The sequence below is a fragment of the Gemella sp. oral taxon 928 genome (genome assembly GCF_001553915.1).
GTDB classification, from domain to species: Bacteria; Bacillota; Bacilli; order Staphylococcales; family Gemellaceae; genus Gemella; species Gemella massiliensis.
In genome coordinates this window covers 1,449,822-1,462,244 of sequence record NZ_CP014233.1, presented here as the reverse complement: position 1 = coordinate 1,462,244, position 12,423 = coordinate 1,449,822, and the positions used below count along the sequence as shown (strand labels likewise).

10 protein-coding genes and 1 pseudogene are annotated in these 12,423 nt (G+C 30.7%); 7 read left to right on the top strand and 4 right to left on the bottom strand.

Annotation, left to right across the window (positions count from 1 at the left end; translation table 11 throughout):
• Positions 1-8: 8 nt before the first annotated feature.
• Together AXE85_RS06770 and AXE85_RS06765 are read right to left on the bottom strand one after the other, a co-directional pair.
• Positions 9-509 carry a universal stress protein gene (locus AXE85_RS06770; protein ID WP_062174160.1) on the bottom strand — a complete coding sequence of 167 codons (501 nt, stop codon included), beginning with the start codon at positions 507-509 and terminating at the stop codon, positions 9-11.
• A gap of 212 nt (positions 510-721) precedes the next feature.
• Positions 722-1,210 (bottom strand): universal stress protein, encoded by a 489-nt coding sequence (locus tag AXE85_RS06765; protein WP_062174159.1) that lies wholly within the window; start codon positions 1,208-1,210, stop codon positions 722-724.
• Between the two features lie 189 nt (positions 1,211-1,399).
• Here AXE85_RS06765 and AXE85_RS06760 point away from each other — a divergent pair, with 189 nt between their 5' ends.
• Positions 1,400-2,383: a DDE-type integrase/transposase/recombinase gene (locus AXE85_RS06760; protein WP_062174156.1), complete on the top strand. Its 984-nt coding sequence runs from the start codon at positions 1,400-1,402 to the stop codon at positions 2,381-2,383.
• Positions 2,384-2,920: 537 nt separating this feature from the next.
• Here the strand turns inward: AXE85_RS06760 and AXE85_RS08880 are convergent.
• Both AXE85_RS08880 and AXE85_RS06750 read right to left on the bottom strand, forming a co-directional pair.
• A pseudogene (locus AXE85_RS08880) lies at positions 2,921-3,238 on the bottom strand (immunoglobulin-like domain-containing protein); the annotation flags it as partial.
• Between the two features lie 73 nt (positions 3,239-3,311).
• Entirely contained in the window at positions 3,312-3,974 is a 663-nt protein-coding gene (locus AXE85_RS06750; protein ID WP_062174153.1) for a TIGR01906 family membrane protein, read from the bottom strand.
• 295 nt (positions 3,975-4,269) lie between these two features.
• Between AXE85_RS06750 and AXE85_RS06745 the strand changes: the two genes are divergently transcribed.
• The 6 genes from AXE85_RS06745 to AXE85_RS06720 all read left to right on the top strand — a co-directional run bounded on the left by AXE85_RS06745 (position 4,270) and on the right by AXE85_RS06720 (position 12,169).
• The gene (locus tag AXE85_RS06745) at positions 4,270-4,932 is read left to right on the top strand and encodes a helix-turn-helix transcriptional regulator (RefSeq protein ID WP_062174151.1); all 663 of its coding nucleotides are present in this window, start codon (positions 4,270-4,272) and stop codon (positions 4,930-4,932) included.
• 1 nt (position 4,933) lies between these two features.
• Positions 4,934-6,073, top strand: a complete 1,140-nt coding sequence (locus AXE85_RS06740) for a trans-sulfuration enzyme family protein (RefSeq protein WP_062174149.1) — start codon at positions 4,934-4,936, stop codon at positions 6,071-6,073.
• Between the two features lie 24 nt (positions 6,074-6,097).
• Positions 6,098-6,481 (top strand): Rid family detoxifying hydrolase, encoded by a 384-nt coding sequence (locus AXE85_RS06735; protein ID WP_062174147.1) that lies wholly within the window; start codon positions 6,098-6,100, stop codon positions 6,479-6,481.
• Positions 6,482-6,990: 509 nt separating this feature from the next.
• The gene (gene hisS / locus AXE85_RS06730; protein WP_062174145.1) at positions 6,991-8,271 is read left to right on the top strand and encodes a histidine--tRNA ligase; all 1,281 of its coding nucleotides are present in this window, start codon (positions 6,991-6,993) and stop codon (positions 8,269-8,271) included.
• The gene (gene aspS, locus AXE85_RS06725; protein WP_062174143.1) at positions 8,271-10,043 is read left to right on the top strand and encodes an aspartate--tRNA ligase; all 1,773 of its coding nucleotides are present in this window, start codon (positions 8,271-8,273) and stop codon (positions 10,041-10,043) included. The genes hisS and aspS overlap by 1 nt, the downstream gene beginning before the upstream one ends.
• A gap of 137 nt (positions 10,044-10,180) precedes the next feature.
• A complete protein-coding gene (locus tag AXE85_RS06720; RefSeq protein WP_062174141.1) occupies positions 10,181-12,169 on the top strand; it encodes an endonuclease/exonuclease/phosphatase family protein in 1,989 nt (662 codons plus the stop codon).
• Positions 12,170-12,423: the final 254 nt, after the last annotated feature.

Sequence of the window (12,423 nt, the reverse complement as noted above, 5' to 3'; positions counted from 1 at the left end):
AACTTTTTTTAATTGTTTTGTTCTTCTTGGAATTTTTTAGCGATAGTAGCTTCAAAATCTTCCGGTATTGAACGTTGTTTGATAATGATTACATCAGACTTAGCGTAACGCACAATACCTTCAGATACAGAACCCATTAGCATACGTTTGAATCCTGTTAAACCTGAAGAACCACAAACTACAAGGTCAATGCCTTTTTCGTCGACAATGTCTTCACTTAAAACAATTTTAGGAATACCTTGTTCAACAATGCCGAATACTTTTGTTAAGCCGTCTTTCTTAGCAGATTCCACATAGCTGTCAACTAATTCTTTTGTTCTTTTGTAGAATGAATTGAAAATATAAGGGTCTGATAATCCGGAAGTAGCGATTGTTGCATCTATAACAGAAGCTATATAAAGCTCAGCATCTTCGTTTCTTTTGGCAATAGCTACTGCGTTTTTAAAAGCCCATTCAGCTTGTTTAGAACCATCAACTGCAACTAATATTTTTGAGTATTTGTTTTCCATAGCGAGAACCTCCAAACCTTATTATCTTTACTTATATTATAACATATTTCGAAAGAAAGTAAAATTATTTTCAAAAAACTTACTTAAATTCTTTAGTGATAAAGCCATAAAACAATCAGATAATCGAGATATTAATCAATAGAAAGTTATATAATTTTTATTTTTTAGTTAACGATTACATTATAGTAGTTAAATTTATTTTTTATAGTTAATTATTTATCACTTAATTCTGAAATAATCTTCGCCGTATAATTTTCCGGAATAGAGTAATGCTTAATAACGATAACATCACAATTTGCATATCTTACTATTCCTTCTGAAACAGAACCGATTAAGACACGTTTGAGACCAGTAAGTCCGGAAGATCCGCAAACAACTAAATCAATATTATATTTTTCTAAAATATCTTCAGTAATAACGATTTTAGGGATACCGACTACAGCAATGCCTGTAGCAGCAATTCTGTGTTTTTTTGCTGCGGTTGCATAGCCGTTAACTAATTTTTCAGCAAATTCTAAGTGTTTAGCAGTATAATTATTTCCTAAACTATTTGTACTTGAGATTGTTTTATCAACAACAGAAACAATAAATAAGTGAGAACCATTATTTTTTTTAGCGATAGATACCGCATTTTCAAAAGCCCACTCAGCTAGATACGAACCATCAACAGCAACTAAAATATTTGAATAATTATTCTCCATATGTATAGCCTCCTTTGTAGTATATACATTTATATCATATCATATTACAGTTTAAAAATAAAACGTTTTCTTATATAGAAAATATAGCCGGTGTAGTGTTACAATAGATGTGAGACATATAATAAAAAAAAAGAAGAGTAAATCCTGTATGATGAAGTTACACCAAATCAAAAAAAGGAATTTACTCTTATGAAAACTATTATAACAGAAAATATAGAAAAAACACAACGATATATACCTCATACTTTACAAACAAGAATAGCTGCAGTTAAAACTTATAGAAACGGTAACTCTATTCGTTTTGTTTGTAGGCGCTATAAAATATCAAAAGCCTCTCTTTTGCGTTGGAATAAAAAATATGACGGTACTAAAGAGTCTCTTATAGATAAGTCTCATAGACCTCATTCCATTCACCCTAACGCCCATACAGTTGAAGAATTGTCTTGGATTAAAAATCTTATTAAACGTAATCCTAATATTTCTATGATTGAATTATATGCTAAACTTAAATTCAACAAAGGTTATAAAAGACATCCTTGTTCTTTATTTAGAGTACTTAGAAAATTAGGTTTTTATAAAGATACTAAGAAAAAAGTAATTCCTTATAAACCTAAACCCTATAACACACCTACTGAAATTGGTAAAAAATGGCAACTTGATGTGAAATATGTTCCTAAACGTTGTTATGTAGGAAAAATTCCTGATAAATTTTATCAATATACTATTATTGATGAAGCTACTAGGGAAAGATTTATTTTCCCTTTTAAAGAACAATCATCATATTCTACTGTTCAATTTGTTAAAATGGCTATTGATTATTTTGGGTATAAACCTAAGATAATTCAAACTGATAATGGTTTTGAATTTACGCATTTTAAAGATACTAAACGAATACACCCTTTTGATGTATTGTGTAATAATCTTGGCATTAAACATCAACTTATTAGACCTAGAACTCCTAGACATAACGGTAAGGTTGAACGTAGTCATAGAAATGATAATGAACGTTTTTACAGGCGTTTATCTTTCTTTTTGTATGATGATCTTGTATCTCAGATGAAAAAGTATCTATATCGCTCTAACCGTCTTCCTATGCAGACTTTAAATTGGCTTTCTCCTGTTGAAAAAAGAAAAGAGCTACGGAAAGAGTCTATAAAAATATGCAGGCTTTAATTCCTTGTTAGATAATAGATTTCACAACTTATTTGTCAAGGACAAGGGCTACGCCTTTTTCAAATCCTTGACAAATAAGTTTTAGAAATCTGAAATGTTCTCTAAGGAATTAAAGCTGGCAAATCTAATCAAATAATGTAATTTACGTCGGGGGCTTCATACGGTTTACATAGAAGCTAGCTTCTATGTAATTCTATTATATCTGGTATTTATTTTTTACTTTTTTGTCTCACATCATTTACAAATGTACATTTCTTATATAGAAAATATAGCCGGAAATAATATATTTATTATTTCCGACTATACGCTTTATTCAATTACGGTTATCAATCTGGTTCTTTTATGCTCTTTTCCATCAATATTTACTTTGTAAATAATTTCATAAGTTCCCGGTAAGTTTTTGTCAAAATTGCTTTCTATTATAAGTTTATCTAAATAAGACTGACCGGCTTTACGCGCAATAACATCGGTACTGTCTAAGGGTATTTCGGTTCCGATTTTCACCGTAATATTTTCAGGTACAATAAAATAAAATGTACGCTCAAGACGACGCTCAAGACGTTTTCTATATTTTTCTTCATCTTCGGCACTCATTCTATCTCTTAATTTTTCGTCAACGAGTGGCATAAGTTCTACTTCGGTATCAGCGATACAGATTCTGCTGTTTACTAAGGTAAAAGTTTGAGTTCTACCCGGACCGCAGTACGATTGACAGCCGATAATAAATTCAGCATTAGGAGCTTTTTTCTTTAATTTTGGAATAAGAGTTTTTAAGTTTACTCCAAGACAATCGTCACATAATCTGAAAGTAACTTTATCTTCTGTGATAATGTCTTTATTTTTATTTTCAGCCATTGTAGTATCCTTTCATCTATTTTTAATTATTGACCAACCAATTATAACATATATATACTTTAAATAAAATTTTTTACCTTGTTTTTAGAAAGTATTTTTTTAAAACACCATTAGCAACTATTAAACAGGTGAAGAAAATTAAAACATGAATAACAATTTTTGTAACGAGTGCTGTGAAGAATTCTTCAGGTACCATTTTAATTAAATTAGACTCATCCGGACTAAGAAGCCATAAATCATTTGAAAAAAGGATAGTGTGGAATTTTAACCAAAATGTATTGAAGTTAACGGAAATAACAATTCCAAGAATAGCAACTGCAAGTACAAAGGAAATTGACACTTTGTTAAAAATAGCAGTCAAGTAATTTAAAAATTTCCATTTTAATAAAAATAATAAAAGTATTGTCAAAAAAACAAAAATTATATAACCGCTAATCATAATATAATAACTTATATCATAAAGTTTTTTTACATCTATCATATGAAGAATATCTTTAGTAGAGTACCAAGCGGTGTTTAAAGCGGCATCTCCTTTTAAATAATTCAATAAATTATGAGTATTATTAATAAGTTCGGGATAAGTTGTGCCAATATTATTAGCTAAATTTTCTTTTTTATAGAAGTTTTCATAAAAGGAAAAATTGAAACAGTTATAAAAAATAATAGCTAGGATGGAACTGATTAATAAAGAAATAGTTTGAATAATGATAAGTAGATTAATTTTTATTTTGTTCATAGTATCCTCCATAATTTTATTATATCATAAATTGAAAGATTCAAAATGATGGTATTAAACTAAAAGTTAAAATTTTAATAGGAGTTACTTATTAGTAGTTAAACACAAGTAGTTTTACTAATTTGAAAATTTACTTTTAAAAATTTTTTTCAAATCTAATAAATTGTTCGAAGAAAACTCGAAAATTTTTTTAAACGAAATCATAATTTTTTAGTTGCTATCGGTTGAAAAAAAATTTTCTATCCTTTATAATAAATTATAACAAAGTTATAAAATTTTATAAAGGATAGAAAAAATGAAACAGTACATACCAATAGTCGATTTTATAGCGGAAATTCTTGGCGAAAAATGTGAAGTAGTTCTTCATGATTTACGTGGAGATTTGAATAAGAGTGTTATTTATATAAAGAACAGTTTATCGGGGAGAACAATAGGTTCACCTGCAACAGATTTATTAGTGGATATTCTCAATAAAAAAATATATAAGAGAAAAAATTATCTGACAAACTATAAAAGTCGTTCAGAAAATGGTAAAAAGTTTAAATCATCCAGTTTTTTTATAAAGAATAGTGATAATGAATTAATTGGAATGATTTGTGTTAATATAGATTATTCAGAAGAGTTAATGATGTTTAACAAATTAGAGGAATTTCTTGAGCAATTTTCTAAGGTTAATAATAAAGATTTTTACAACAAAGAACAAAGTGATGAAATTGAAAATTTATACGGAACGGTTGATAATATAATCGAAGATACTATTTATAAAGTAACAGGGCATTATAATTTGGACAATGTAAAATTAAAAAAAGATGATAGATTAAAAATAGTGAGCATTTTAAACGAACGTGGATTTTTCACCTTAAAAGAATCCATTTCACAGGTTGCTACTATATTTAATATGTCAGAGGTGAGTATTTATAAATATATTCAGGAAATAAAAAATAAGGAGGACGAATAAAATGAAAGGGGTAAATACAAATTTACTTCATGGTTATCCGGTAATAGATAATTATACGGGAGCGGCATCTATTCCTAAATATCAAACTTCTACTTTTGATCAAAAGGATTTTTATACTGATGGGAAAAAATATTGCTATAGCAGATTTGCCAATCCGACAATAGTTGCTTTGCAAAAAGCTATAGAAAAATTGGAAAATGCTAAATATGGCTTTGCTTTTTCTTCCGGAATGGCAGCTATAACAACTGCACTTATGACTTTGAAAACCGGAGAGCATATTATACTTCCGATAGAGGTTTATGGCGGTACTTATCAGTTTTGTTCAGAAATATTACCGAGGTATGGGATAGAAACTACGTTTACAGATTATAGTAATCTAAATAATGTTGAAAAACATATTAAAGATAATACAAAGATTATTTATATAGAAACGCCGTCAAACCCGTTATTAAAAATTTCAGATATAATAGAAATAGTTAAGTTAGCGAAAAAAAATAATATTAGAACTATTGCAGATAATACTTTTATGACACCGATATATCAAAAACCGCTTGAACTCGGTTGTGATATAGTTGTAGAAAGTATGACAAAATTTATTAACGGTCATAGTGATGTAGTAGCGGGAGCAATAGCTACAAATAATGAAGAGATTGCCAAAGAAATTTGTTTACTTCAGAAAAACTTTGGTGGTATAATGGGAGTAGAAGATGCGTGGCTAACTCTTCGTGGTATGAAAACTATGGGACTTAGAATGGAAAAATCAGTTACCAATGCACTAAGTTTAGCCGAATTTTTAGAAAAACAGGAAAAAATTAAAAAAGTCTACTACCCTGAACTTACCAGTTGTCAATATTTTGATATTCATTCTAAACAAGCCAGTTCGGGAGGAGCTGTCTTATCTTTCGATTTTTATTCTAAGGAAGATATGGATAGTTTTTTAGAAAAAATAACTATTCCGATTTTTGCGGTCAGTCTTGGCGGGGTTGAATCTATTATTTCACATCCTGCAACGATGTCGCACGCTTGTATGAGTAAGGAGGATAGATTGGCTCAAGGAGTTACGGATACTCTTTTAAGATTATCTTGTGGTGTAGAAGATTTAGAAGATTTGGTGGAAGATTTAGAACAGGCATTAAAATAAATAATTAATTAAGGAGATTTTAAGATGAAAATAGAAAAAGTAAACACTCAGAAAGCACCTAAAGCGGTTGGTCCATATGTTCAGGCGAATAAAGTAGGAAACTTAATTTTTTGTTCAGGACAATTAGGTATTAATCCGGAAATCGGAAAAATAGTAGAAGGTGGAGTGTTAGAAGAAGCAAAACAAGTATTTAAAAATATTGAAGCTGTATTAGAAGAAGCGGGAAGTTCAATGAATCACGTAGTAAAATCATTGGTACTTTTGAAAGACATTGCAGATTTTGTAGAAGTAAATAAAATTTATGCGGAACAATTTAACGATGTTCTTCCTGCACGTTCAGCGTTTCAAGTAGCAGCATTACCGTTGGGCGGAAATATAGAAATTGAAGTTATTGCTGTAGAAAAATAACATTATATTGGACAGAATAAAATTAAGATCGGGGTCAATGTTCTCCGGTCTTAATTTATTATTTTGTGGGCTACTATTGTATTATTAATTTTGTAAGAATAGTAAATAAATACGGCATAGATAAGAAAGTTGTTTATTATTACTTTTTTATGTAATTTTATTTTACAATATGACAAAATGAAAATTTGTAGAAAAATTAATTGAATATATATTTTAGTTCTTGACAACAACTGGAGTTTAGTATAATATATTTAAGTAAACAGTGACAAATGAGGTAAAAAGAAGTTTATTTTATATTCTTATAATTTAGAAGAGAATTTAATCCAGTGGCTGAAAGATTAGATAATAATAGGTAAAATAAAGAACGCTTTTTGCACAATTTAATAAGGAAATAAGGTATTAATTGTGATTAATTAGTACGAATTAGGGTGGCACCACGAGAAATAATATCGTCCCATATAAGCTGAGGCTTGTATGGGGTTTTTTATTTAAAAAGAAAGGAGAATATTATGGTTATAACAATGCCGAGAGGTACACAAGATATTTTGCCGGAAGAGAGCAAAAAGTGGCAATATATCGAAAATAAATTAAGAGAAATTAGTAATAACTTTTGTTATGAAGAGATAAGAACACCTATGTTTGAATCTACGGAATTATTTAGTAGAGGTGTTGGTGATACAACGGATATTGTTCAAAAAGAAATGTATACTTTTTTAGATAAAGGAAACCGTTCGATAACTTTAAGACCGGAGGGAACGGCAGGGACTGTTCGTTCTTATATCGAAAATAAATTATTTGCTAAAACAATTCAACCGCAAAAATTGTACTATGTTGGGCCAATGTTCAGATATGAAAGAAAACAAAAAGGACGTTACCGTCAATTTGTTCAATATGGTGTAGAAGTTATCGGAGACGAAAGTCCTAAAATTGATGCAGAAGTAATTAGTCTTGCATATAATATATATAAAATGTTTGGAATTGAAAATATAAAGGTCAGTATAAATTCATTAGGTAACCCGGAAGAAAGGCAAGCATATAATGAAGCATTGATTAAACATTTTGAACCGCGTATTCATGAATTTGATGAGGATTGTAACAATCGATTATATAAGAATCCGATGAGAATATTGGATTGTAAAGTAGATGCTAATCACGAATTAGTAAAAACAGCACCTAAGTTATTAGAATATTTGGGAGAAGAATCAAAACAATATTTTGCAGAAGTTCTCAAGCATTTGGATAACTTAGGAGTAAAATATGAAATTGACCACAATTTAGTAAGAGGCTTAGATTATTATACTCATACCGCATTTGAAATAATGATAGATAATCCGAATGTAGAATTAAAAACACTTTGTGGTGGTGGTCGTTATAATGGATTAATAAAATTATTGGAAGGACCTGAGGATAAAAAAGGAATAGGTTTTGCACTTAGTATTGAGCGATTATTATTAGCATTAGAGAGTGAAAATATACAATTACCTATTGATGAAACTATTGATATATTTGTAGTATCCATGGGAGAAAAAGCCGGGACTTATGGTGTGAAATTAACAAATGATTTACGTCTAGCAGGTTTTAAAGTTCAAAATGATTATTTTGATAAGAAAATGAAAGCACAGATGAAAATAGCCGATAGATATAATGCAAAATTTTCTATCATTGTAGGAGAAAGTGAACTTGAAACGGCGGAAGTGATTATTAAAAATATGGCAAACTTTGAGCAAGAAAACATAAAACAAGAGAATATAATATCATATTTAGAGATGAAATTGAGAGGAGAACAGTAATGAGTGCATACGGAAGAACAGAATATGCCGGTCATATAGATGAGAAATATATTGGGAAGAGAGTAACGATAAAAGGTTGGGTAAGTAAACGTCGTGATTTAGGAAGTCTTATTTTTATTGATGTGAGAGATAGAATGGGTATAGTACAATGTGTTTTCTCAGGGGAGAAAAATGCCGAAATACATTCACTAGCCGAAACATTAAGAAATGAGTTTGTTATTTCTATAGAAGGTGAAGTAGTACCTCGTAGTGAAAATACAATAAATGAAAAAATAGCATCAGGGAAAGTGGAGATTATTGCTGACAAATTGGAAATTTTATCAACGGCTAAAACTTTACCGTTTGTCTTAGACGATCCTTCTTTATCAAGCGAAGAATTAAGATTAAAATACCGTTATCTTGATCTAAGACGTAGTGAATTGGCAGAAGTTTTGCAACTGCGTTCAAAAATAACTAAGGCAACACGTGATTATTTAGATAGCCAGTTATTTATTGATGTTGAGACACCAATTTTAACAAAATCAACACCGGAAGGAGCACGTGACTATTTGGTACCAAGTAGAGTTCATCCCGGGGAATTTTATGCTTTACCACAATCGCCGCAATTATTTAAGCAACTATTAATGGTAGCAGGATTTGACAGATATTATCAAATTGCAAGATGTTTCAGAGATGAAGATTTACGTGCAGATAGACAACCCGATTTCACTCAAATAGATATGGAAATGAGCTTTATGTCACAAGATGAGATTATTTCTATAATTGAGGGATTAATTGCTCATGTTATGAAAGAAGTAAAAGGAGTAGATGTAGTTTTACCATTTCCACGCCTAGACTATGAAGAGGCAATGGAGAGATTTGGTAGTGATAAACCGGATACTCGTTTTGATATGGAATTGAAAGATGTCAGTGATTTAGTTAAAAACTTAGATTTTAAGGTGTTTTCTAATGCAGTAGAACAAGGCGGAGCTGTAAAATGTATTGTTGCTAAAAACTGTGCAGAAAAATACTCAAGAAAGGACATTGACGCATTAGGGAAATATGTGGCTAATTACGGTGCGAAAGGTTTAGCTTGGGTAAAAGTCACAGAAGATGGTTTTAACGGAGCTATTGCCAAGTTCTTTACAGATGAAGTGGCACAGGAAATAGTGGCTAGAGTAGATGCTGAAGTAGGGGATATTATTTTATTTGCGGCGGATAGTAAAAAAGTTTGTTATGCTTCTTTGGGAGCTTTACGACAAAAATTGGCAGCTGATTTAGATTTGATAGATAAAAATAAATATAATTATCTATGGGTAGTAAATTGGCCGTTGTTGGAATATGATGAAGAAAAAGGTCGTTATAGTGCAGCGCACCATCCGTTTACTATGCCGAAAATAGAAGATGTTGAATTGTTGGAAACAACACCTGAAAAAGCATATGCTCAGGCGTATGATATTGTTCTTAACGGATATGAATTAGGTGGTGGAAGTATTCGTATTTTTGATAGAGAAATACAATCTTCAATGTTTAGGGCATTAGGATTTACAGAAGAGCAAGCTCAAGATCAGTTCGGTTTCTTGTTAGATGCTTTTGAATATGGAGTACCACCGCACGGCGGGTGTGCGTTAGGATTGGATAGATTTGTTATGTTATTGGCAGGACGTGATAATTTACGTGATACAATAGCATTTCCTAAAACGGCGAATGCAGCTGATCCGATGACACAAGCACCATCGCCGGTAGATTTGGAGCAATTATTGGAGTTGAATATTTCATTACTAAGAAAATAATTATATAAAAACGCTGAAATCAGGATTATTTTGGCGTTTTTTCTTAATATAGAAAAATATTATGAAAACGTTTGTTGAATTTTTTTGATATAAGTAGTAAAATAATATTATCAATAAACAAAAAAGGAGACTATATAATGAAAAAGAGGACAATATCAGTTATTATGGCAACTACGGTGCTGTCAATAGGCACGATAGGTACTACTGTAAATATTAATACAGTAAAAGCTGTAGAAGATGCAAAAATAGTAGCAAATATTGGAGAGATTCAAGGTGAAGGGCATCAATCGGTATTAGCGGGGAAAAAAATAAAAGTTAGCAATGTAGTAGTTACGCATAAAGATAAAACAGGGTTTTATGTTCAAGATATAACTCCTGACAATAACAATAAAACTTCAGATGCTATTTATGTTGCAAGTAATGTTCAAGTAGAAGTTGGAGATAAGTTGACAATAGAGGGTACGGTTAAAGAAGGATATATGGAAGAATATAGTATTAAACCCGGTACAACTTTCAAAGCTCCAGCAGGCAGTCTTACCGTCACACAGTTAGTAGATGTTAAAGTTGAGAAAAACGGAACATCATCATTGCCGGAGGCAATAGATATTTCTAAAAAAATGCCGAAAGATATAGTGGATAACAATATTAACTCATATCAACCGGAAACTGAAGCATTAGATTATTGGGAAAGTTTAGAAGGGATGTTGACAACTGTTAAAAAACCGCGTGTTCTTGGCCCGCAGTATAAAGGAGATATTTACGTTTTACCGAGTGATTATAACGGATTAACGCTTAATAATATAGGTGGTGTAAATTTACGTCCTAATGTTCAAAATACAGAAACATTACCGATTATCGTGGGGAATAAATTTATAGCTAAAGCTAAAGACTATTTTAATGAAGATATTACAGGTGTAGTAACATATAAAAACAAAACATACAAAATAGATCCAAAAAACATTCCTACACTTCAAGACGGTGGATTAACTAGAGAAATTTCAAAAATATATCCTGCGGAAGATAAACTTACCATAGCTTCTTATAATATTGAGAATTTTTCAGCAAATACAAACGGTCAAGATGAAACGCCTGAAGAAAAAGTAAATAAAATAGCAAAATCATTTATTGATGAGATACATAGTCCTGATATTATTACATTAATAGAAGTTCAAGATAATAATGGGGGTATAAATGATGGAACTGTTGATGGAGTTAAAAGTGGCGAAAAATTAGCCAAACGTATAGCGGAATTAGGCGGTAAAGAATATAAATATACAGAAATAGCACCTGTTGACGGAAAAGATGGAGGGAAACCGGGAGCAAACATTCGAGTAGCATATTTATATAATCCAAAAAGAGTGACCTTAGTAGAAAAAGAAAAAGGTAGCAGTACGGAAGCTGCGGTATTTAAAAACGGTCATTTAGAAAAAAATCCGGCAAGAATAGATCCAATGAATCCATCATTTGACAAAGTAAGAAAATCGTTGGCAGCAGAATTTGATTTCAAAGGGGAAAGAGTTGTAGTTATAGCGAATCATTTGAAATCAAAATTGGGTGATGATGCAGTTTACGGTTCAACACAACCGGCAGTTCAAAATACTTTACCAAAAAGATTGGAAGAGGCAAAAATTTTAAACAATTTTATAAAAGAAGGCTTAAACCAAAATCCTGATTTAAAATTTGTTTTAACAGGAGATTTCAATGACTTTGATTTTTCGGAAACAGCACGTTTGATAGCCGGGAATGAACTGGTAAATCTGATGCTAAAACATCCGGCAAAAGATCGTTATTCTTATTTCTACCGTGGAAGTAATCAAAGTTTAGATAATATTTTTGTGTCTAAAAATATAGAAAATAAAGTGGTATTTTCACCGGTTCATATAAATGCCTCATTTATGGAAGAACATGGAAGAGCATCGGATCACGATCCTGTTATTGTTCAAATAGATTTCAGTAAAAAAATCGAAGAACAAGGAGGTGGCACAAAACCTGATGAAAAAGATAAAGGTGGTAATAATAAAGGCGGTAAAACACTACCCAAAACGGGATTAGTAGCTGAAACGTCACTAATAGGATTATTAACACTTGTGAGTGCATTATATTTGTTGCGAAAAAAAGTAAAATAATTTAATTATAAAAAATATATAAAATATGTAAAATATGGGCGATTACCAATCGTTCATATTTTTTTATAAAAAAGTATTGACAATAATAAACAAAGATGATAAACTAATACACGTCTTCGCACGAAGACGGAACAAATATTCAAATCAAATAAACTTTTTAAGAAAAGTAGAAAAAGACCTTGACATAATAAAAAGTAAATGATAGAATAATAAGGTCTTCAAGAAAGAAGACGAACAGTAAAAGATTTTAAAGT